Source organism: Salidesulfovibrio onnuriiensis (assembly GCF_008001235.1).
Classification (GTDB): domain Bacteria; phylum Desulfobacterota; class Desulfovibrionia; order Desulfovibrionales; family Desulfovibrionaceae; genus Pseudodesulfovibrio; species Pseudodesulfovibrio onnuriiensis.
In genome coordinates this window covers 217,546-237,025 of sequence record NZ_CP040751.1, presented here as the reverse complement: position 1 = coordinate 237,025, position 19,480 = coordinate 217,546, and the positions used below count along the sequence as shown (strand labels likewise).

General features: G+C 64.2%; 22 protein-coding genes and 1 riboswitch. Of the genes, 11 read left to right on the top strand and 11 right to left on the bottom strand.

What is annotated here, in order from left to right; all coding sequences use genetic code 11:
* Window positions 1-64: 64 nt before the first annotated feature.
* The 4 genes from FGL65_RS01085 to FGL65_RS01070 all read right to left on the bottom strand — a co-directional run bounded on the left by FGL65_RS01085 (window position 65) and on the right by FGL65_RS01070 (window position 3,367).
* Window positions 65-850, bottom strand: a complete 786-nt coding sequence (locus FGL65_RS01085; protein WP_147819050.1) for an ABC transporter substrate-binding protein — start codon at window positions 848-850, stop codon at window positions 65-67.
* An 8-nt stretch (window positions 851-858) separates the two neighbouring features.
* Window positions 859-1,047: a hypothetical protein gene (locus FGL65_RS01080; protein ID WP_147819048.1), complete on the bottom strand. Its 189-nt coding sequence runs from the start codon at window positions 1,045-1,047 to the stop codon at window positions 859-861.
* Between the two features lie 116 nt (window positions 1,048-1,163).
* A complete protein-coding gene (locus FGL65_RS01075; protein ID WP_147819046.1) occupies window positions 1,164-2,378 on the bottom strand; it encodes a helix-turn-helix domain-containing protein in 1,215 nt (404 codons plus the stop codon).
* A gap of 92 nt (window positions 2,379-2,470) precedes the next feature.
* Complete coding sequence (locus FGL65_RS01070; RefSeq protein ID WP_147819044.1) at window positions 2,471-3,367, bottom strand: YitT family protein; 897 nt, start codon at window positions 3,365-3,367, stop codon at window positions 2,471-2,473.
* Between the two features lie 270 nt (window positions 3,368-3,637).
* Between FGL65_RS01070 and FGL65_RS01065 the strand changes: the two genes are divergently transcribed.
* Genes FGL65_RS01065 through FGL65_RS01055 form a run of 3 tightly spaced genes read left to right on the top strand, consistent with a single transcriptional unit; the run spans window position 3,638 to window position 6,065 of the window.
* Window positions 3,638-4,516, top strand: a complete 879-nt coding sequence (locus FGL65_RS01065) for a YitT family protein (RefSeq protein ID WP_147819041.1) — start codon at window positions 3,638-3,640, stop codon at window positions 4,514-4,516.
* Window positions 4,516-5,331 carry an SAM hydrolase/SAM-dependent halogenase family protein gene (locus tag FGL65_RS01060; protein ID WP_147819039.1) on the top strand — a complete coding sequence of 272 codons (816 nt, stop codon included), beginning with the start codon at window positions 4,516-4,518 and terminating at the stop codon, window positions 5,329-5,331. Before FGL65_RS01065 ends, FGL65_RS01060 begins: the two co-directional genes overlap by 1 nt.
* Window positions 5,328-6,065, top strand: coding sequence for an adenosylcobinamide-GDP ribazoletransferase (locus FGL65_RS01055; RefSeq protein ID WP_147819037.1), 738 nt, complete (start codon window positions 5,328-5,330; stop codon window positions 6,063-6,065). Before FGL65_RS01060 ends, FGL65_RS01055 begins: the two co-directional genes overlap by 4 nt.
* A 209-nt stretch (window positions 6,066-6,274) precedes the next feature.
* On the opposite strand, the gene FGL65_RS01050 is transcribed toward FGL65_RS01055, so the two are convergent.
* The 4 genes from FGL65_RS01050 to FGL65_RS01035 all read right to left on the bottom strand — a co-directional run bounded on the left by FGL65_RS01050 (window position 6,275) and on the right by FGL65_RS01035 (window position 10,060).
* Window positions 6,275-6,637 (bottom strand): YdbL family probable chaperone protein, encoded by a 363-nt coding sequence (locus FGL65_RS01050; protein ID WP_147819035.1) that lies wholly within the window; start codon window positions 6,635-6,637, stop codon window positions 6,275-6,277.
* A complete protein-coding gene (locus tag FGL65_RS01045) occupies window positions 6,624-6,851 on the bottom strand; it encodes a YnbE family lipoprotein (protein ID WP_147819033.1) in 228 nt (75 codons plus the stop codon). The genes FGL65_RS01050 and FGL65_RS01045 overlap by 14 nt, the downstream gene beginning before the upstream one ends.
* 13 nt (window positions 6,852-6,864) lie before the next feature.
* Window positions 6,865-9,126, bottom strand: coding sequence for an intermembrane phospholipid transport YdbH family protein (locus FGL65_RS01040; protein WP_147819031.1), 2,262 nt, complete (start codon window positions 9,124-9,126; stop codon window positions 6,865-6,867).
* A 67-nt stretch (window positions 9,127-9,193) separates the two neighbouring features.
* Window positions 9,194-10,060 (bottom strand): DMT family transporter, encoded by an 867-nt coding sequence (locus FGL65_RS01035; RefSeq protein WP_147819029.1) that lies wholly within the window; start codon window positions 10,058-10,060, stop codon window positions 9,194-9,196.
* Between the two features lie 291 nt (window positions 10,061-10,351).
* Window positions 10,352-10,426, top strand: a riboswitch (cyclic di-GMP riboswitch).
* A gap of 115 nt (window positions 10,427-10,541) precedes the next feature.
* Here FGL65_RS01035 and FGL65_RS01030 point away from each other — a divergent pair.
* On the top strand, window positions 10,542-11,552 hold the full coding sequence (locus FGL65_RS01030) for an HD-GYP domain-containing protein (RefSeq protein ID WP_187170479.1): 1,011 nt from the start codon (window positions 10,542-10,544) through the stop codon (window positions 11,550-11,552).
* 82 nt (window positions 11,553-11,634) lie between these two features.
* On the opposite strand, the gene FGL65_RS01025 is transcribed toward FGL65_RS01030, so the two are convergent.
* Together FGL65_RS01025 and FGL65_RS01020 are read right to left on the bottom strand one after the other, a co-directional pair.
* Window positions 11,635-12,333 carry a M48 family metallopeptidase gene (locus FGL65_RS01025; protein ID WP_147819025.1) on the bottom strand — a complete coding sequence of 233 codons (699 nt, stop codon included), beginning with the start codon at window positions 12,331-12,333 and terminating at the stop codon, window positions 11,635-11,637.
* Between the two features lie 21 nt (window positions 12,334-12,354).
* Window positions 12,355-12,783 (bottom strand): 2-thiouracil desulfurase family protein, encoded by a 429-nt coding sequence (locus FGL65_RS01020; RefSeq protein WP_147819023.1) that lies wholly within the window; start codon window positions 12,781-12,783, stop codon window positions 12,355-12,357.
* An 88-nt stretch (window positions 12,784-12,871) separates the two neighbouring features.
* Between FGL65_RS01020 and FGL65_RS01015 the strand changes: the two genes are divergently transcribed.
* From FGL65_RS01015 to FGL65_RS00985, 7 genes are all read left to right on the top strand, one after another.
* Complete coding sequence (locus tag FGL65_RS01015; RefSeq protein WP_147819021.1) at window positions 12,872-14,026, top strand: MFS transporter; 1,155 nt, start codon at window positions 12,872-12,874, stop codon at window positions 14,024-14,026.
* A gap of 73 nt (window positions 14,027-14,099) precedes the next feature.
* Entirely contained in the window at window positions 14,100-14,648 is a 549-nt protein-coding gene (locus FGL65_RS01010) for a chemotaxis protein CheD (RefSeq protein WP_147819019.1), read from the top strand.
* Between the two features lie 19 nt (window positions 14,649-14,667).
* The gene (gene budA, locus FGL65_RS01005; RefSeq protein WP_147819017.1) at window positions 14,668-15,459 is read left to right on the top strand and encodes an acetolactate decarboxylase; all 792 of its coding nucleotides are present in this window, start codon (window positions 14,668-14,670) and stop codon (window positions 15,457-15,459) included.
* Window positions 15,460-15,468: 9 nt separating this feature from the next.
* A complete protein-coding gene (locus FGL65_RS01000; RefSeq protein ID WP_147819015.1) occupies window positions 15,469-15,780 on the top strand; it encodes an Hpt domain-containing protein in 312 nt (103 codons plus the stop codon).
* Window positions 15,780-16,736: a glycosyltransferase family protein gene (locus FGL65_RS00995; protein WP_147819013.1), complete on the top strand. Its 957-nt coding sequence runs from the start codon at window positions 15,780-15,782 to the stop codon at window positions 16,734-16,736. The genes FGL65_RS01000 and FGL65_RS00995 overlap by 1 nt, the downstream gene beginning before the upstream one ends.
* Before the next feature lie 98 nt (window positions 16,737-16,834).
* The gene (locus FGL65_RS00990; protein WP_147819010.1) at window positions 16,835-17,527 is read left to right on the top strand and encodes an AMIN domain-containing protein; all 693 of its coding nucleotides are present in this window, start codon (window positions 16,835-16,837) and stop codon (window positions 17,525-17,527) included.
* 89 nt (window positions 17,528-17,616) lie between these two features.
* Complete coding sequence (locus FGL65_RS00985) at window positions 17,617-17,970, top strand: RidA family protein (RefSeq protein WP_147819008.1); 354 nt, start codon at window positions 17,617-17,619, stop codon at window positions 17,968-17,970.
* Window positions 17,971-18,029: 59 nt separating this feature from the next.
* On the opposite strand, the gene FGL65_RS00980 is transcribed toward FGL65_RS00985, so the two are convergent.
* Window positions 18,030-19,391, bottom strand: coding sequence for an aminotransferase-like domain-containing protein (locus FGL65_RS00980; RefSeq protein ID WP_250645541.1), 1,362 nt, complete (start codon window positions 19,389-19,391; stop codon window positions 18,030-18,032).
* Between the last annotated feature and the right edge of the window lie 89 nt (window positions 19,392-19,480).

Here is a 19,480-nt window from a genome sequence, read left to right as displayed (position 1 = left end):
TGGTGCGAGAGAGCGGGCGCGGCGCCGGAGTCGCAGGCGCCGCACCCGGGAGAGGGTCGGTGCGTTATTGCACCGTGATGTCCGTTTTGAGCCATTTGCGGCTGAGGCCGGAAAGCGTGTTGTCCTCATGCATGGCCGCGAGAATTTCGTTGACCTTGTGCAGCAGGGTGTCGTCACCCTTGCGGAAGGCCACGGCAATGTCTTCGCTACGCAGCGGGGAACCCAGCATGGCGATGTCGAATTTTCCGGTGTTCATGGCGGTGACGCCCACCACGCGGTCGGTGATCACGCCGTCCACCACGCCGCTGTCCAGTTCCATGAGGGTCTGGGTGTCGTCCTTGTAGAGCTTCACGTCGTTCGCGCCGAGCTTGGCCGCGTCTTCCGCGAAGGTGGTTCCGGTGACCACGCCGAGGACCTTGCCCTTCAACTGGGCCGTGGTCTTGTAGGGAGCGTCTTTCTTGATCATGAGCTGTGCGCCCGAATAGTAGTAGGGCGCGGAGAAGTTGACCACCTTGAGCCGTTGTTCGGTCACGGCCATGCTGCCCAGGATGCCGTCATAGGCCCCGGCGCGCAGGCCTTCGATGATGCCGCTCCACTCCGTGGTCACGGGTTTGAATCCCACGCCGAGGCGTTTGGCCACTTCCCGGGCCACGTCCACGTCGAATCCCACCAGCTGGTTGTCGGAGTTGTAGAAGTTGAACGGGGGGTAGCCGCCGCTCATGGCAAAGCTGATTTCCTTGGCCTCTTTGACGCGGGACAGGGAGTCCGCGTTTTCTTCGGAGCAGGCGCACAGGGCGAACAGAAAGAGCATGGCCGCGCATACGGCCAGAAAGCGTGACAGAATGTTCATGGTGTCTCCTATTTGTTGGTGAGGTAGCAGTTTCGCGGCATGATGACGAACTGCCGTTGTGGATGACTGGTGTTTTGTATGGATTTCTCTGCAAGAATTGCTGCTGGAAATGCAATGAATACTGCAATGATCATGAGCAGGACGGAAACGTACACGGTCAGGGTGTCTTCTTCTGGTATGTGCTGTTTCAGGGGCATGGTTTTGGCGCGTGAAAATGTGCCGCGTTGTTTTCGTGTGCTATGAAAACAACAATTCCCACCTTGCTCAAGGGGATAGTCGGGTATGCTTCGGGTAGGTAGGTCTACCCGAAAAGTCAGCCGAGAGACGGCTTCTGGCGCAGGTATTTGTAGAGGGAGGTCTTGCTGCCGCGCAGCCCCAGCTTGCGGCGGATGTTCTTGCGGTGGGTCTGCACGGTCTCGAAGGACATGTTCAGGAACTCGGCGATATCCTTGCCGCTTCTGCCCACCTGGATGAGTTGGCAGACCTCCATCTCGCGTGGGGAGAGGCGCAGCAGTTCCGGGTCCAGCTCGCCCGAGCCGTCGTCGGCCAGGTCCACGAGCTGTTCCTCGATGAGGTTCTTGTACCCCTCCCGGATCTCGGCCGTATCCGCCTTGGCGATGCGTTCCAGGGCGGGCAGCATCTGCGCCTTGACCTGGTTGGTCAGGTGCTCGCGCAGTTCCTGCCGTTCCTCCTCCACGGACCGGATGACCTGGCGCAGGGCGATGTTCATCTGCTCCACCTCGGCCTTCTTGTCGCGCAGGTCCTCGCGCAGCCCCTCCTGGGTGGAGAGGTCGTGCAGGATGAGCTGGAACAGGCTGTAGTCCGTGAAGGATATCTTGCGCAGGATGGCCTCGGCCGGGAAAGCTTCCCCCTCGCTGTCCAGGGCCACCACCTTTTCCGTCCGGATGTCCTTGGGCCGCAGGTTGTGCATGGCCCGCTTCAGCGAGGCGCGGAACCGCTTGCCCAGGAGGTTTTCCACGGGCGTGCCCGCCAGCATCCTTCCCTCGGAGGAGTGCGTGCCGAGGGCCGCGGCGTTGGCCGTGAGAATAGTGCCGGATTCGTCCACCAGCAGGGTGGCGTCCTTGGCCATGTCGAATAGGGCGTTGAACAGGGTGATGGAGTCGGACCAGGCCGCGATGTTGTCCTCCAGCCGCTCCTCGTAGGTCTCGTAGAGGGCCTCCATGGGCCGGTTGTCCGTGGCGATGGCCACGTAGCCGCCCTTTGGGGCCAGCCGCCGGGTCAGGGGGATGATGCGCAGCAGGAAGCTGCGGCCGTCGCAGCAGGAGATTTCGTGGATCTGCAGGGGAGGAAAGCGCTTCAGGGTCTGTTCGAGGCTTTCGGCCTCCAGGGCCAGGACCCGCCAGAGCGCCTTGCCCTCGGGGTTTTCGACAGGCAGGTAGCCCAGGGGCACGCCCGTGCTTTGGACCACCGTTCCCGTGTCGTCGGTGAACAGGACTAGGTCGTCCCAGGCCTCGACCACGTCGCCCGGGTCGCTGGGGGAAATGAGCGGTGTCTTGTCGTGTTCCATGGCTGCCGGTTCCTCGGGGCTTGTTCGGGGATCGTCTCCCCGATGGGTACCCGATGTGTAGCATCGAATACCCGGATTGGGAACCGGCCGGGCTAGTACAGTTTTCGTTTCGAGAAGGTGGAGCCGATGACCGAAAAGGTGTTTTCCACGATGAACAGGGCCTTTTCGTCGTGGCTGAAGGTGATCTCTTCCAGCTTCTTGAGCTGCACGTTGTTGATCACGGTCATGAGCACGTCGCGGTCCCTGCGGGAGCGGGCGCCCACGCCCCTCAGGAAGGTGGCGCTCTGGTTCAGGGCCCTGCGTATGTCGCGGCTGATGGCCTCGGTCATCTCCGAGATGATGAAGACCACCTTGCGCTGGCTGAACATGGCCAGGGTGTTGTCCACCAGCACCGAGGTGATGAAGGCCATGATCAGCGAGGCCACCACCAGGTCCAGGGGGAGCCGGAACATGCTCAGGGCGAAGAGCGCGACGTTGAAGATCAGGTAGGTCTTGCCGATGCCGATGTTGAAGCGCTGGAACAGGTAGACCGCGAACACGTCCATGCCGCCGTTGGAGCCCAGGGAACGCAGCACGATGCCCGCGCCGAAGCCGATGAACACCCCGCAGGCAACGGCCGCATAGAGTTCGTTCTCGATGGCGATGGGGATGTTGATCAGCTCGTAGAAGAGCGAGGTGACCAGGGCGGCATAGGCGCTGTACCAGAAGAATCTTCGGCTGACCTTGAACCAGGCGAACAGGAACAGGGGTACGTTGAGCAGCAGGTTGATCCAGCCCGGGGTCAGGGGCAGGCCCATGTAGTAGAGCAGCGAAGCCAGGCCGAAGACCCCGATGGGGATGAAGCTGTGCGGCACGGCCAGGCTGCGGGTGCCCACGGCCACCACCAGGGCCCCCAGGGTGATGAGCAGCAGATTCCAGCGGACGGAATAGCTGAGGTCCGAACCTGCGTTGGGGATGAACCGGCGTACGGATGCAAGGAACCGGGACATTGTCTCTCCTGTATGATTTGCGGAATTATTTCCGAATGCTGATTTTTTCGCGAGAAAGCTGCCCAAAAACAAATTATCAGGCAAGACTTTTTCGCATTACAGCGAAGAATATTCTTCTTCAGATTTCGGGGAGAGTGCGGAATATCCGATGGGGGTGGCTGAAAATTCTGATTTGATCGGGGAGGGCGCTTCGTGGCAAAGGAGTGAATCTTTTTGGAGAAGCTTCCCAAATCATTCCATTACAGTTAGATTCCGCCTCGGAGGAGAACCATGCTCAGTCCCGCGCTCGAAGAACGCTTCCGGAAGATTACCTTCGGAATTCCCTGGAACCTGTTCCTGCTCACCCTGGGGTCCTGGCTCATCGCCTTTTCTGTCAAGGCCATTGCCGTGCCCCACGGCCTGCTCACGGGCGGCATGTCCGGCCTGGGCCTGCTGGTCTACTACATCGTGGGCGGGCTGACTCCGGGCCAGTGGTACTTCGTGCTCAACGTGCCCGTGTTCGTGCTCGGCTGGGTCTTCATCAGCAAGCGTTTCTTCTTCTACAGCCTGTACGGCATGGTGGTCTCGGCCCTGTTCCTGGACATGATCACCTACACCATGCCCATCCAGGACGTGTGGCTGGCCGTGCTGGCCTGCGGCAGCATCCTGGGCGTGGGCGCGGGCCTGACCCTGCGCACCCTGGGCTCCACGGGCGGTTCGGACATCCTGGCGGTCATCTGCAAGGAAAAGCTGAACATGTCCATCGCCACCTTCGAGTTCTGGTTCAACTTCCTGGTCTTCGTGGTCGGCTTCGCCTGGCTGAACCCGCACATCATGCTCTATTCCATTGCCATGACCTTTGTGACGGCCGTGGCCATCGACTACGTCATGCGCATGTTCGGCGAACGGGAGATGGTCCTGATCATCACCGACTATCCGGACGCCATTGTCCAGGGCATCTTCGACAGGCTGGACCGGGGCGTGACCCTGCTGGAAGGGCGCGGCGGATACACGGGCGACCGTCGGCAGGTGGTGCTGACCATGGTCACCAGCGTGCAGCTCAAGCGGCTCGAGGAACTGGTCTACACCGTGGACCCGGAGGCCTTCACCATCATGGGCTCGGGCTTTCGCGTGCTCGGGCGCGGATTTTCATCAAGGAAGGTGTACTGATGCTTTCCCTCGGCAAGAAGCCCACGGCCAGCCGCGCCATCGGGCTGATCACCGACTTCGGCCTGGCCGACCCCTACGTGGGGCAGGTCAAGGCCGTGCTCTCCCGGCTGGCTCCGGGCTGCCCGGTGGTGGATATCTGCCACGGGGTGCAGCCGTTCAACATTTTGCAGGGCTCCTTTTTCCTGGCCGCCTCGGCCCCGCATTTCTCCCGGGACGCGGTGCTGCTTTCCGTGGTGGACCCCGGCGTGGGCTCGGACCGGCGCATCGTGGTCCTACGGAGGGACGAACAGTATTTCGTGGCCCCGGACAACGGGCTGCTCGGCCTGCTCCTGGACGAGGGGGGCGACCTGGCCGCCCATGACCTGTCCTCGGCCGAGGAGGCCGTGAGCAAGGTCTCCAACACCTTTCACGGCCGGGACGTGTTCGCACCCATCACGGCCTGGCTGGCCTCGGGCGGCAGGCCCGAGAACCTGGGCCCCGAGATTCCGGTGGATTCCCTGGTGCGGCTCGCAGGCAGCCGCCCGGAAATGCATACGGGCCGCGCGCGGGCCCATGTGTTGCACGTGGACCATTTCGGCAACTGCGTGCTCAACCTGCGCGCCGGGTGCCTGGGGCCGCTTTCCGGGCTGACCATCCGCACGCCCCTGGGCCGGGAGCTCCAGGCCGTGGACACCTATTCGGACCTGCCCGAGGGCACGCCCGGCCTGCTGGAGGGCAGCCAGGGCTTCATGGAGATCGCGGTCAACCGCGGTTCGGCCGCCCGCGACTTCGGGCTGGCCATCGGCGATAGCGTGCAACTGGAGTGGGAGGCATGAAACAGTTACGCATCTTTTTGAACACCCTGGGGTTCATGACCCGGCTGGCCCCGGCCCGCGTGGTGCCCGAGGAGGAGATCTTCAAGTCCATGCCGGTCATGCCGCTCATCGGCGTGGTACTGGGCGCGGTCCTGGCCCTGCCCTGGAAGCTGGGCCTGCTGGCGGGACAACCCTGGATCCAGGCCTGGCTGCTGGTCATCCTCAATGCCTGGCTCACGCGCGGCCTGCATTACGACGGGCTCAGCGACATCTTCGACGCGGTCACGGCCCACACCAGCCGGGAACGCTTCTGGGAGGTGGTCAAGGACAGCCGCTGCGGCGTGTTCGGGGTCCTGGCCCTGGTCCTGTTCGTGGCCGGGCAGCTGCTCCTGTTCCACGCCCTGCTCGAGGCGCGGCTCTATGCCGCCGTGGGATTCGTGTTCGTGTTCGGTCGCTTCGGGTGCGTGTCCTTCGGGTATTTTGCCAAGCACCTGGCCCGGCCCGGCCTGGGCAAGCTGCTCATGGACGGGGCCACCTTCAACGGCTCGCTCCTGGCCCTGCTGTTCACCGCAGCCGTGGGCTTCTACTGCCTGCCGCTCTGGAGCCTGCTGCTCTGCTTCGGGTTCCTCACGGCCACCCATTATCCGCTCTACAATCTGGCCGAGCGGGTGGGCGGGGCCAACGGCGATTTTCTGGGCGCGGCGGTCATGCTGGCGGAGCTTGCGGCCATGCTGGCCGTGGTCGTGCTTTTGTAGCGACTGTTGAAAAGCATCCGTCTGCTTCGTTGCCGCAAAACAAACAGCTCCTCACGTATTGTTTCATACGCTGCGGGCTGCTTGTTTTTTGCGCCTTGCAGCCGAATGCTTTTGAACAGCCTTGAGGCGGCAATGACATTTCATTTGACGACAAAACAAAGGCCCGCATGGACGAACCGTGCGGGCCTTGTTGTATGCTTTTCAGGAGGCTATTTTTGGGACCAGTTGCCACCCTCGCCCTGTACCCAGGTGCCCGCAGGAGATTGGGCGGCATGCTTGGGGGCTGAGAGCTTTCCGACCACGTCCGGGGTGGTGCCGTTTTTGGCGGCAATGGCCTTGTAGACCATGGTTCGGTCCGTGTTTTCCGCATTGACCAGGTCGGCCTGCTGCGGCGCGGCCCGGAATTCCAGGAATCCCTTGTTGTTTTCGCCTACGACGCCCTGGGCCTTGAGGGCTTCGATGGCCGGGAGGCGATCCCGCATGCGTTCCTTGAGGCCCCCGGCAAAAGCCGAGGCCGCGAACAGGCAGAGCAGGGCCGTGACGAGTGTGATGACGAGTTTATTGCTGCGCATTGGTTCCCTCCTTTTGTCCTTCCGCCGGGCCGTAGACGTCCGAGAAGAAGTCGTCCAAGTCCTTGTCCACCTTGACGTTTACGTCGATGGTGATGTGGATGGGCTTGACCTCCACGGGCGCCACCTCCACCCTGTGGCTGGTGGAGCAGCCAGTGGCCAGGAGCCCGGTGCAGAGCAGCCCGGCGCAGGCGGCCAGTACGATACTTTTTTTCATGGTTGTAACCCCCTTATTCGATCATCTTGATCAGTTCCTTATAAAGCAAAATGCGGTCCAAGGGCAGGCTGAAGTTCACGTCCAGGCGCAGGCCCTGGAAATTGGACCCCTTCATGTCGCCCTCGATGTGGATGAAACCGCCGATCTCCTTGCGGTAGACAAAGGGCAGGGTGGACTTGGGCCTGCCGTCCAGGGAGAGCCTGAGCAGCAGGTCTTTTCCCACGGTGTCCGCCTTGATGCGCACCCATTTGTATTCGAAATCCTTGACCGCGGCCTGGGCCAGCTCCAGCTGCCCGCGCTGGGGCGTTCCCTTGGGAATGGAGTCCAGGAGCGACTGCATTCCCTCCACCTGGATGGTGCCGCCCTCGCCCGGGGTGGAGTGCAAAAATCCGCCGTTGAACGAAATTTGCCCATTCTTCCAGGTCACGGGCAGCTCGCCGGAAAGGGCCGCATACCCCTGGGCCTTGGCCAGGCCGAGCTGGCCGAGGATCTCCGAGAGCCGCAGCTCGTTGCACAGCAGGGTCACGTCGTATTCCGGGCGGCCCGGCACCACGCGGAACGCCCGGCAGGAGACCTTGCCTCCGGCCCAGTCGAACCCGCCCCCCTCCACCAGCAGCACGCCGCGCGGTTCCAGCTGGAACGCGGCCCGGCCGTTGGTGACCGCGATGTTGCCCGCGGCCATGCGGTCGAAGGCCAGGAACTGGGCCGGGGCGCTGCGTAGCTCCGTGAGGTCCGGCATCTCGAAGATGAGCCGTATGCCGGTCATGGACAGGTTGCTTTCCGCATTGGCGAGAGAGCCGCCGGACAGGTACAGGGCGGCCTGGCTTTCCAGGCCGTCCGGCCCGAAGCGCGCCTCGCCCTCCAGGTTCATGGTTCCGCCCACGGTATACCCGGCCAGTGCCGGGACCAGGCCCGAGGGATCGTAGTTTGTGGGCAGGGTGTAGGAGGATTCGAAATTCAGTTTTCCGGCGCCGGTCTCGGCCGCGTAGTTCCCCTGGAGATCCAGGCGCAGGCCGGGCAGGAGGCCGGAGGAGAGCCGTCCCTTCATTCCCGCGCCCAGGCCCTGCTGCCACAGGGAGGCCTTGAGGGAGCCCACCCGGTGTTTGCCCGTGCGGATGCCCGTCACGGACACGGTTCCCGCCGAGCCCTTTTCGGGGGCGGGCCAGGCCAGGGGAAGCTCCAGGCGCAGGGCTCCGGTGCGGTGTTCCCTGCCCACGGCAACGCCCTTGGAGCTGGCCTTGAGCAAAAAGTCGGCGGCGTCCGCCCCGGCAACCCCCTCCAGGCTGACGCGCAGGCCGGAAACTGCGGCCTGCCGACCGTCCAGGGGCAGGGTGACGGTGTCGTCTTGTCCCGCGTTCAGGGCCACGCGCCAGCCGTTTTCCTCGGGCCGCGCGGACAGGGTGCCCGGCAGGGTTACGCCCGCCAGGGACAGGGTGAAGTCGGCCGTGGTTCCCGTGACGTCGGCGTGAAACGCCACATCGTCTTTCAGGGGCAGGCCCAGTGCGGCCAGGTCGGGCTGCTTCAGGGAAAGATCCAGGGTGGCTACCAGGGAATCGAGGATGGTCTGGAACGGGCCGAGCTTGAGGACCGCGTCGAGCTTCAGGTCCGCCTTGCCCTTGACCGGGGCGGGCAGCAGGTCGGCCCAGGCCCCCAGACGCAGGCCCTGGGCGGTCACCTGCACGGACAGGGTTTCCGGGCCGGGCGTGTATACGCCGTCCAGTTCGATATGCTGGTCGCGCGGCCGCAAACGGGCCAGGAAGCGGATGCTGGTGTCGCCCGGCTCCACCGAGGCCATCAGGGGGATGGCCAGGGACCGGCCTTCGAGCTCCAGGTCCAGCATGGCCCCGCCCAGCACCAGTTGGTCAAAGGGCAGGGGCAGCAGCGAGGATTGCTCGCCGGAGCTGCCTGTTGCGAGGTTCAGGGATTCCAGCAGGGGGATGCGCAGCCCCTGCGCCCCGTATTGGCAATGCAGCTGGATGCCCTCGATGACCACGGCGTTGACCCGTTTGGCCTTGAGGGATGCCGGGGTGTACTCCACGCGCACGTTGGAGAGCCGCAGGCCGTTGGCCCGCTCGCCCAGCTGCACGGGGCCGATGTCTGCGGAAAAGAGTCCGGCGCGGCGGATGTGGAATTCGGTCAGGGGCAGGCCCATGTCCCGGGCCAGTTCGGGCACCAGTTTCTCCAGGTAGCCCGGCGTCCAGGAGGCCAGGAACCAGCCCGCGCCCAGCAGCAGTGCCAGGAGCCAGGGCAGGACCATAAGGGCCCGGCGCGCCATGCGTTTTCCGAATTCGGCCGTCATTATCGGAGTATGCGCCATTCAATGGGGGTTGGCAACATCCGGCTCACGAGCCCTTTTTGCCGCCGCCCAGGGCCAGGGTGCCCAGCACCACCAGTGCCGCCCCGGCGCAGGTCCACAGGTCCGGGATCTCGCTGAGGAACAGGGTCCCGAAGAGCGCGGCCAGCGGTATTTCCAGGTAGCCTATGGCCGCGATGATCGCGGCGCGTTCCTGCCTGTAGGCCACGGTCATGAAATGCTGGCCCATGTTCATGACCAGCCCCACGGCCAGCAGGAGCGCCCATTCCCTGCCCTGGGGCATGAGCCAGTTGCCTCCGTCCAGCACCGGTCCGAGCGCCGCCACCACCAGGGTGGGGTAGAGGATGATGGTCAGGGCGTGCACGTGCTTGGAAAGAAAGCGGACCGTGATGATGGCGCAGGCCGAAAGCACGGCGGCGGCCAGGGCCACCGTGACCGCGAACGGGTCCAGGGCCGAGGAATGTCCGAAGAGAAACGACGGCTTGGCCACCAGCAGCACGCCGCAGATGGCCGTGAGCACGCAGACCGTGCCCCTGCCGCCCAGGTGCTCCTTGAGGATGATCGCGGCGAACAGGGCCACGAACACGGGGTGGGCGAAGACGATGACCGTGGCGTCGGCCAGGGGCAGGTGCACGAAGGAATAGAAGGTGCAGAACAGGGCGCTGAACCCCAGCAGGCCGCGCAGCAGCAGGAACCAGCGTTTCTGCTCTCCCAGAATGTTTGCCCCCTGGCGGCGCAGCAGGATGGTGCAGTAGAGGATGCCCACCACGGAGCGGGCAAAGAGGATTTCCATGGGCGGCAGGCGTACGCCGGCCAGCTTGATGAACAGGGCGCCGAGGCTGAAGCACACGGCGGCCGCGAGCATGGAACGGGCTCCGGGAGAGAATGAAAGCATGGGTTTCCTTGTTGGGACCGCGACGGTGGAACGGGGTGTTGCGAATTCGTTTATTCCATAACCGCGTCACGGTGCCAAGCGGATTTTCCAGGCAAAAGGACTGCATTGTATACTTTTTTGTGCTGGAAATTGTGACGGATGGCGCGTATAGAGGAGGGGAAACCATTGTACGTCCCTGGTTTTTCTTTCGAAGAATGTGTGTTTAACAATTTGAAATAAAAAAGAAATTTTAAAGAGGAGCATTTTCCTGTTTCCCCTTTACAAAAAGGGGGTTTTGACCTAGGTTCGCGCCCAAGACAAAGCCAAACCTGCCGCGAGGCAGGGACGGAAAGCCACGGGTCTCCCAGAGACAGCCGGGTTGCCAATGCTGACGAACTCTCCCTTCTCGGGCGGTATCCCACCGGTTACCGCCTCCACGTACTCGTCTGCCCCTCCCGTCCCCGCCTCGCTGCAGCGTTGGCCGCGCAAGGGAGAGGAAAAAGTGCCTACAAAAGAATCCGCCGCCAAGGACACGGCCTCCAAGGCCCCCCAGTCCCATGGCGATCTGCATCCAGTGTATCCGAGCATGCTGCTGCCCGAACGGTGCGGCGACTTCGAGCTGTACCTGGCCCAGGGCGAATCCATGGTCCTGTACGCCAGCCGAGGCGAATTGTTCACGCCCAGCCACCGGGAACGCCTGGCCGAGCGGGGCGTGGAGCGCCTCTATGTGCGCGCCTCGGAAAAGGAGGTCTTCGAGCGCTTTGTGCAGGACAACCTGGGCGACGTGCTGGCCGACGAGACCATTCCCGTGGAGGAACGTTCCTCGGCCTGGTTCGACGTGACCACCTCCCTGGCCCGCGAGGCCTTTGACCGCAATCTTCCGAAATCGCTGAACAACGTGCGCTTTTCACGTATCAAGAAGATCCTGCGGGAAAGCCTGCCCTTTTTCGGCCGGCCCGAGGTGCTCAAGAGCCTGTCCCAGTTCGTGGCCGAGGGCCGCGAATTCTACCACCACGGCATCGGGGTCATGGTGCTCACGGCCGGGGTCATGAACACCATAGCCAACGAGGACACCGAGCATCTGGTGGGCGTCTGTTCCGGCGCGCTGCTGCACGACGTGGGCAAGCTGACCCTGCCCGAGCATGTCTTCGAGAGCCATCCGGACAAGCTTTCCGCCGGGGACCGCGAGCTCATGCAGTCCCACCCGGTCATGGGCGTGAGCCAGTGCGCCTCGGTGCAGCTCCCCCAGGAAGCCCTGCACTGCGTGCTTTTCCATCACGAGCGGGAGGACGGTTCCGGCTATCCCTCCCAGGCTCCGGGCGACGTCATTCCCCTGTGCGCCAAGGTGGTGGGCATGTGCGACGAATACGAGAACCTGATCCGGTCCAAGCCGTGGCACGAGGCCTTCACCCCGTTCGAGGCCCTTTCCCGGATCAAGGAAAAGAGCGGCATGTACGACCGCGATCTTTTGAAGCGCCTCATCCTGGTGCTTTCCAGGGCCGAGATCATGTAGACATATTTCTCTTGGCAGGGAAAACGGATAGCGAGCGGCTCGCGGGACTTCGGTTCCGTGGGCCGCTCCTGCTTCCAGGGCGTTACAGGATCCAGGCGGGAACGTGGCGGGAGCCGTTCTTGAGCTCGTCCTCCAGCCGGGCGTAGTCGGGCTGGAACGAGGCCACCAGGTTCCAGAAGGCGGGGGAGTGGTTCAGGTGTCTGCGGTGGCAGAGCTCATGCACGAAGAGTTGTTCCACCAGTTGCGGGGGCAGGAAGAGCAGCTTGGCGTTGAGGCTGATGGTGCCCCGCGCCGAACAGCTGCCCCAGCGGGTCTTCTGGGTGCGGATGCGCGTTCCCGCGTAGTCCAGGCCCAGGCGCTGGGCCGTTGCGGCCAGCAGGGGGGGCAGGTGCTGGCGGGCCTGCGCGGCCACGTATTTTCTCAGGGCGGCGATAGCCTCCTCGCGCTGGTCCATGTCCCCGGCCAGCAGGAGATTTCCGGCATTTTCCCGCAGGACGATTTTTCCCGCGCGGTGCACGAGGTTCACGGTGCGCGTCACGCCCAGGGCCAGGAATTCCAGGGACTCGGGCAGATCCAGGCTGGGGGCGAGCAGGATGCCCTCCCGCTCCATGCGTGCGCGCGTGCGCAGGATCCAGCCCTGCTTGCGGGCCAGCACCTCCGGCACCCGGCCCCGGTCGAAACCCTTGGGCACCACCACTTCCAGGCCACGTCCCGGCACGAGCTTCACCAGCACGTTGCGGGCCCGGGGGTGTTCCTTGATGGTCAGGGGCAGGTCGGTCACGCGGATTCCTCGGCTGCGGGGCTACAGGTCTTCCGGGGCCAGCAGTTCCAGGCCCGCTTCCCGGCACAGGGCCGCGAACACGCCATCCCCGGGAATCAGGGCACCGCTGAAGGTGCCGTCGTAGATGCGGCCGAACCCGCAGGAGGGCGACCGGGCCTGGAGCACGGCGGCGGTGCACCCGGCCATGCGAGCCAGCCGCAGCGCCTCGCGCGCTCCGCGTTCGAATTCCCCGGTGGCGTCGTTGCCGTTCTTGTCCACCACGCGGTCTCCCCTGCGCTCCAGGGGCGGGCGCGGCGTGGGCAGGCCGCCCAGCTGCTCCGGGCAGACCGGCAGGGCCCGCCCCTGCTCCACCAGCCGGATCACTTCCGGGGTTTCCCTTTGTTCGCCGTTGTAGCGGCAGTACACGCCCGCCAGGCAGGCGCTGACCACGTACCGTTTATCTGTGGACATTGTCTGTTCCCGTGTTTAGGTTCCTTGGGTCTTCGCCCGTGGGGCATCCTAGTCCCCGGCCGTCCCGCACGCAATACCGGAGTTGAGAATGAACGCAGAACACCGCAGCCGCAACATGTACCTGTTCCTGTTTGTCCTGGTGGTGGTATCTACCGTGGCCTTCCAGGGCTGGCGCATTCTTCTGAACAATTTCGCAGTGGAGGAGGGCGGTTTCTCCGGCCTGGACATGGGCATTGTCCAGTCCGTGCGCGAGGTGCCGGGCTTCCTGGCCCTGCTGGCCGTGTACCTGCTTCTGCTGGTGCGCGAGCACCGGCTGGCCGCGCTCTCGGTCATGATCCTCGGGGCCGGGGTCGCCGCCGCAGGGCTGTTCCCCTCTGTCTGGGGCATCGCCGCCACCACTTTGGTCATGAGCTTCGGGTTCCACTACTTCGAGACCATGAACCAGTCCCTGACCCTGCAGTATTTCGACAAGGCCGAGACTCCTCTGGTGCTGGGCCGCCTGCGCAGCGTCATGGCCCTGACCAACATCCTGGTGGGCGGCGCGGTCTATGTGCTGGCCCGCTGGATGGGCTTTGAAGAGCTGTTCGCCCTCATGGGCGGGGTGGCCGTGGTGGGCGGGCTGTGGGCCCTGACCCGGGACCCCACCAGCAAGAACCTGCCGCCGCAGCACAAGAAGATGATCCTGCGTTCGCGCTACTGGCTCTTCTATGTGCTGACCTTCCTGGCCGGGGCGCGCCGCCAGATCTTCGTGGCTTTTGCCGTGTTCCTGCTGGTGCAGAAGTTCCAGTACTCGGTGCAGGACATTATCGTGCTTTTCGTGTGCAATAACGTCATCAATTATTTCGCCAACCCGCTCATCGCCCGGGCCGTGAACCGCTTCGGCGAGCGCAAGGTCCTTTCCTTGGAATACCTGAGCCTGGTGGCGGTGTTCACTGCCTATGCCTTCACGGACAGCGCCTGGGTGGCGGGCGGCCTCTACGTGGCCGACAACATCGTCTTCAACTTTTCCATGGCCATCAAGACCTTCTACCAGAAGATCGCCGACCCCCGGGACATTGCCTCGGGCATGGCCGTGGGATTCACCATCAACCATATTGCCGCGGTTGTCGTGCCCTTCATGGGCGGTCTGGCCTGGATGGCCGACTACCGCATCGTTTTCCTGGGCGCGGTGGTGCTCAGCCTGGCCTCCCTGGTGTGCGTCCAGTTCATGGACGGGCAGCTGCGGTCACTCTCACGGGATTGACTTGGTGGAGACGACATGTTTCATTCAATATATGGGACATGCGTGTGACATTCAGCGAGGATCATGAGAGCCGATGCATAACAGGATGAAGGAATATCCCCGGATTTTTCTCCAGACCGGGGACTGCTTTCTGGCCGTGCAGCCCACGCTGGTCACCACGGTGCTGGGCTCCTGCGTGGCCATCACCATGACCCACCGCGAACGGGGCATCGGCACCATCTGTCACGCCTTCCTGCCTAACAGCGAGGAAACCATGCGCCGGGGCCGCGATCCCCAGGTCTGCCGTTTCGTGAACACGGCCATCGAAAACATGCTTCAGGGCCTGACCAAGCTGGGGATTTCCCTGGGCTCCCTGCAGGTCAAGGTCTTCGGCGGGGCCTCGGGCATTGCCGTGCGCCGTGTGGAGGACAGCTCCTACAACATCGGGCGTCGCAATGTGGAAATGGCCCACAAGATCCTGCACAACTGGGGGCTGAAGATCGACAGCGAAGATGTGGGCGGCAACCAGGGACGCAAGATCCATTTCCTTTCCAGCACCGGCGAGATCTGGATGAAACGGCTCACGGGCGAGGTCTCCGAGGCCATGGCCCGGGGCGAAATGCCGTCCGGCAAAAAATACTAGCCATTTCGAGGATGATTTCATGACCACAAGGCGCGCACCCTTTTTCCTTTCCCTGTTCATCGTCTTCCTGTTTGCGCTCCCGGCCCGCGCCGGGGACCAGGTCTACCAGTATTCCACCATCGACGCCCTGCTGGCCGGGCTCTACGACGGCCACCTGACCATGGACAAGCTGGTGGCGCAGGGCGGATTCGGCCTGGGAACGCTCAACACCCTGGACGGCGAGCTGGTGGTGCTGGACGGCGTTCCCTACCACGTCAAGGCCGGGGGCAAGGCCACCGTGGCCCCGGGAACCGCCCGGACGCCCTTTGCCGTGGTCGCGGATTTCGACGAGGACACCATCCTCAAGCTCGACTCGGTCCAGAACCTCGAGGCCATGAACAAGGCCCTGGAGGAAGGGCTGCCCTCGCGCAACGCATTTTACGCCATCCGGCTGGACGGACGCTTTTCCCTGGTCAAGGCCCGGGCCATTCCCGGCCAGAAAAAGCCCTATCGGCCGCTGGCCGAGCTGGTGAAGCGCCAGGTCATCGTCAAGTTCACCAACGTGGAGGGCACCCTGGTGGGCTTCTGGTCGCCCGCCTTTGTGAAGGGCGTCAACGTGCCCGGATTCCACTGGCATTTCCTGACCAAGGACCGCACCCGGGGTGGCCATGTGCTGGACTGCGCGTTCAAGGGGCTGGTGGCCCGCGTGGACGAGCTGCGCCAGCTCAAGCTGGTCCTGCCCCAGGGCAAGGAATTCGATGCGGTGGACCTCGTCCCCGACAGGGGGGCCGAGCTCGATGCCGTGGAAAAGAACCCGGCGAAAAAACAATAAGGAGTCGGCATGGCGGAACGATTCAAGGTATATGTGGATCCGATTCTGGAGCCCATCATGCCGCGCTACCTGGAACTACGGCACCAGGAACAGGCCCAGCTGACCGCGGCCATCGCCGCGCAGGATTCCGGGACCGTGTCCACGCTGGGGCACCGGCTCAAGGGCTCGGGCGCCTCCTACGGGTTCAAGGATCTCACGGAAATGGGCGCCGAGCTGGAGCAGGCTGGCAAGGACGGCGACTTTGCCAGGGCCAGCCAGCTGGCCGCCCGCGTGCAGGAGTATCTGGACAACATGGAGCTGGTCTACGAGGGCGAGCTTTGATGCGCGTCCTCATGCTGGCCGTCAACGATCCGGCCGGGACCGGCATCCAGTTCTGCAAGGCGGTCAACCGCCACAGCCCCCATTCCTGCCGCATCGCCACCCTGGAGACCCGCTACACCCACGGCTGGGAAACCGACCTGCACCTGCCCGACCTGGACGAGGCCGGGGTCGAGGAGCTGGGCGACCTGCTGCGGGAGTGCGATATCCTGCATTTCCACATGACCTGCGATGAGCGCCAGCCGTTTGGGCCCTATGTCCCGGCGGATTTCCTGGCGGGCAAGGAGGTGGTGCACCACCACCACGGGCACCATGATTTCCGCTCAGACCCGGACCGGTTCCGCCGCAAGTACGCGGACCTGGGGCGCACCAACCTGCTGGTGAGCACCCCGGACCTTTTGAAACTGCTGCCCGAGGCCTTCTGGCTGCCCAACCTGGTCCCCGTTGACGAACCCCTGTTCTCGCCCCTGGAGCGGGACCACGGCGGTCCCCTGCGGGTGGCCCATTCTCCCACGCGCAAGGACCTCAAGAACACCGACGAATTCCTGGAGGCGGTCCGTATCCTGGAAAGCCGGGGCGCGGCCCTGGAGGTGGACCTCATCGACGACGTTCCCAACACCGAATGCCTGGCCCGCAAGCGCGCCTGCCACGTGCTCTTCGACCACATGCAGGGCTATTACGGGGTCAGCAGCCTGGAGGGGCTCAGCCAGGGATTGGCGGTCATCGCCGGGCTCGACGACTGGAACCGGCGGGAAATCGAGGCGTTCACGGGCACGGACGACCTGCCCTGGGTGGTGGCCCGCAACCGCGACGAACTGGTCCGGCAACTCTCCCTGCTGGCGGAGGACAGGGAGCTGTGCGCCGCGCAGGGGCGCAAGGGCCGCCGGTTCATGGAAGAGCGCTGGTCCGACCGCATCGTCGCCGGGCGGCTCATTGATTTCTGGAATAATTGCCGCTAGATGCGTCTTCGTTTTTCTTTTGGTGCAAGTGGTGCGCGGCTTTGCAATTCCCAGGCAAATCCGGTATGCAGCCGTGAGTTCAACCAACCGGAGTGTGTATGAAATTAACCTCGGCCCGAATGATTCTGATCCTTTTGCTTGTGCTGTGCGGCACAGGCGTCCTGCTTCTTTCCCAGGAGAATATCGTCGTGGGAGAGGGCGGCGGCAATGTGGTGCGCATGCCCGTGGATACCAGGATCATCGAACTCGAGGATCCGGCCGAGGCCCCCAAGCTGGTGGAGGAGGAGAAAAAGGGCCGGGCCGCCGAAGCGGCAGCGCCCGAGTCCAAGCCTGAATCGGCTTCCCAGCCCAAACCCGCACCGCAGCCCAAGCCCGAGCCGAAACCGGTGAAACAGGCCGAGCCCGCAAAGAAGCCGACCCCCGCGCCCGAGAAGCAGGCCGAGAGCAAGGCCCCGGCCGCAGTGGGCGGCTCCATCACCAAGCTGGATTTGCAGGCCACGGCCGACGGCGCGTTTTCCGTGCACGCCCGGGGCGACGCGCCCCTGGGCAAGGTCACCTACCTGTGGCTCAAGGGCCCGGACCGTCTGGTGATCGACCTGGTGGGCACATGGCGGCTGCGCACCCGCAATGTGGTTCGCCTCGAACAGGGCGTGGTCAAGCACATGGTTGCGGGCGAGCACAAGGACCGGCTGCGGCTGGTGGTTCATTTCCGCACCCCGCCCGCGGGCATGAAAAAGCCGGTCATCCAGGTGAACGGCGCTTCCGCCACGGTCACGGTTTCACCCAAGTAGTTTTTCACCCCGAAAGCCATCAAGCACGACGCCGCAGGGGGATTTTCTCCTGTCGGCGTCCTGTCATTTGTAGAATCAAGGAGAATCCTATGAGTTCCATTACCCGCATGCAGGTCACGGACCGCATGAGCCGTATCGTCGTTCACAACAACACCGTGTACCTGTGTGGGCAGGTGGGTCTTGACGAACCCACCGCGGCCGGGCAGGCCGAAAGCATGCTGGGCAAGGTGGACGCCCTGCTGGAGGAAGCCGGCAGCGACCGCGAGCACATGCTCTCGGCCACCGTGTATCTGCGCGACATGAAGGACTTCGCCGAGTTCAACAAGGTCTGGGACGCCTGGGTGGTGCCCGGGACCCAGCCGGCGCGCGCCTGTGTGGAGGCCCGCATGGCCCGGCCCGAACTGCTGTGCGAGGTCTCGGTGGTCGCGGCGCTCAAGGGATAAGACTGACGAATCGCATAAGAAAAGCCCCCTGAGCCAAGGCTCAGGGGGCTTTTTCGCGTCTAGAGCATGGGGACTGTCTCCGCGTAATTCCCGTCCATGACATCCCGCAGCTTTTCCAGTCCGGCCCGCAGGTCGCCGTGGGTTCGGGCCCCGGTCAGGGACAGACGCACGGCGCGTGGGGCAGGGGCGTCGCCCACCACGAATTTCTCCGCGCAGAAAAGATTGATGCCCGCCTCCCGCGCCCGTGCCTCGAAACGGGTGCCGGTCCAGGGCTCGGGCAGTTCCAGCCAGATGAAGAATCCCGAGGGCTGGCCATGCACGGCCCCCCGCGGCAGGACTTCCCGGGCGATGTCCATGCGCGCCGCGGCCTCCCGTTTCTTGGCCTGGAGCACCTTTTCGGCCGTGCCGTCCGCGATCCACATGGACACCAGCTCGGCGTTGAGGGTCGGGGCCATCCAGATAGTGTTCAGCACCGCCTCCACGATCTTGCGGCGCAGGGGCTTGGCCGCAGTGAGGAATGCCACCCGCAGCCCGGCCCAGAACCCCTTGGAAACACCGGAAAAGTGTACGGAACGATCGGGCATGCGCGCGGCCATGGGCCTGCCGGGACGCTCGCAGGTCAGGGCGTAGGCGTCGTCCTCCATGAGCAGCAGATTGTGGCGCAGGGCCACTTCGGCCAGGGCGTCCCTGCGGCTTTCCGGCATGGAAAGGGCGGTGGGGTTGTGGAAGTCCGGCATGAGATACAGCCCGTGGATGTCGTCCCGGCGGCAGGCCGTGTCCAGCCCCTCCGGGGTCATGCCCTGTTCGTCCATGGGGATGGGGGCCAGCCGCAGGCCGTTCATGGAGGCCAGGGACTTGATGCCCGGATAGGTCAGGCTGTCCGTGGCAATGCGCTGGCCCGGCGCGAAAAGGGCGTTCAGGCTGCAGGAGAGCGCGTGTTGGGACCCTGCGCAAACCACCATGTCCTCGGGCGTGGCCTTCAGCCCGTAGTGCGCGGCCCACTGCACCCCTGCCTCGCGGTGGGTCCGCAGCCCGGCCGGGTCCGTGTACTTGAGGAACCGGGCCAGATCCTTGCGCCTGCCCAGCCGGAGCAGGGCCTCGGAGGCGTCCGGGTCGTGCTCGTAGAGCGGCGTCACCAGGCCCATTTCCGCGAGCCCGGGAGCAAGCGGCTCCACGGAAACCATGGCCGAGGCCGTGGTGGCGTCCGAGGCCACGTAGGTGCCCCGGCCCACGGTGCCCGCCACCAGCCCGCGGCGCTCGGCCTCGCGGTAGCCCCGGGTGACCGTGGAAACATTGATGCCCAGCGCGTCGGCCAGATCCCGGTGCGTGGGCAGCTTCTGGCCCGGGCAGAGCCTGCCCGAACACACGTCCCGCTCGATGCTGTCCGCCAGCTCCTTGTAGAGCGGCCCCTCTGTCTCCATGTTTTCGGGAATCCATATTGTCATGCATACAATGTATGCATTGACTGCATACAATGTCAACAATAGTGTGGCAATGTATGAATTCCCGG

What these genes read in the sequence shown, in the direction of transcription:
- FGL65_RS01085 (WP_147819050.1), bottom strand. Translation starts at nt 850, where the DNA reads ATGAACATTCTGTCACGCTTTCTGGCCGTATGCGCGGCCATGCTCTTT.
- FGL65_RS01080 (WP_147819048.1), bottom strand. Translation starts at nt 1,047, where the DNA reads ATGCCCCTGAAACAGCACATACCAGAAGAAGACACCCTGACCGTGTAC.
- FGL65_RS01075 (WP_147819046.1), bottom strand. Translation starts at nt 2,378, where the DNA reads ATGGAACACGACAAGACACCGCTCATTTCCCCCAGCGACCCGGGCGAC.
- FGL65_RS01070 (WP_147819044.1), bottom strand. Translation starts at nt 3,367, where the DNA reads ATGTCCCGGTTCCTTGCATCCGTACGCCGGTTCATCCCCAACGCAGGT.
- FGL65_RS01065 (WP_147819041.1), top strand. Translation starts at nt 3,638, where the DNA reads ATGCTCAGTCCCGCGCTCGAAGAACGCTTCCGGAAGATTACCTTCGGA.
- FGL65_RS01060 (WP_147819039.1), top strand. Translation starts at nt 4,516, where the DNA reads ATGCTTTCCCTCGGCAAGAAGCCCACGGCCAGCCGCGCCATCGGGCTG.
- FGL65_RS01055 (WP_147819037.1), top strand. Translation starts at nt 5,328, where the DNA reads ATGAAACAGTTACGCATCTTTTTGAACACCCTGGGGTTCATGACCCGG.
- FGL65_RS01050 (WP_147819035.1), bottom strand. Translation starts at nt 6,637, where the DNA reads ATGCGCAGCAATAAACTCGTCATCACACTCGTCACGGCCCTGCTCTGC.
- FGL65_RS01045 (WP_147819033.1), bottom strand. Translation starts at nt 6,851, where the DNA reads ATGAAAAAAAGTATCGTACTGGCCGCCTGCGCCGGGCTGCTCTGCACC.
- FGL65_RS01040 (WP_147819031.1), bottom strand. Translation starts at nt 9,126, where the DNA reads ATGGCGCGCCGGGCCCTTATGGTCCTGCCCTGGCTCCTGGCACTGCTG.
- FGL65_RS01035 (WP_147819029.1), bottom strand. Translation starts at nt 10,060, where the DNA reads ATGCTTTCATTCTCTCCCGGAGCCCGTTCCATGCTCGCGGCCGCCGTG.
- FGL65_RS01020 (WP_147819023.1), bottom strand. Translation starts at nt 12,783, where the DNA reads ATGTCCACAGATAAACGGTACGTGGTCAGCGCCTGCCTGGCGGGCGTG.
- FGL65_RS01015 (WP_147819021.1), top strand. Translation starts at nt 12,872, where the DNA reads ATGAACGCAGAACACCGCAGCCGCAACATGTACCTGTTCCTGTTTGTC.
- FGL65_RS01010 (WP_147819019.1), top strand. Translation starts at nt 14,100, where the DNA reads ATGCATAACAGGATGAAGGAATATCCCCGGATTTTTCTCCAGACCGGG.
- budA (WP_147819017.1), top strand. Translation starts at nt 14,668, where the DNA reads ATGACCACAAGGCGCGCACCCTTTTTCCTTTCCCTGTTCATCGTCTTC.
- FGL65_RS01000 (WP_147819015.1), top strand. Translation starts at nt 15,469, where the DNA reads ATGGCGGAACGATTCAAGGTATATGTGGATCCGATTCTGGAGCCCATC.
- FGL65_RS00995 (WP_147819013.1), top strand. Translation starts at nt 15,780, where the DNA reads ATGCGCGTCCTCATGCTGGCCGTCAACGATCCGGCCGGGACCGGCATC.
- FGL65_RS00990 (WP_147819010.1), top strand. Translation starts at nt 16,835, where the DNA reads ATGAAATTAACCTCGGCCCGAATGATTCTGATCCTTTTGCTTGTGCTG.
- FGL65_RS00985 (WP_147819008.1), top strand. Translation starts at nt 17,617, where the DNA reads ATGAGTTCCATTACCCGCATGCAGGTCACGGACCGCATGAGCCGTATC.
- FGL65_RS00980 (WP_250645541.1), bottom strand. Translation starts at nt 19,391, where the DNA reads ATGGAGACAGAGGGGCCGCTCTACAAGGAGCTGGCGGACAGCATCGAG.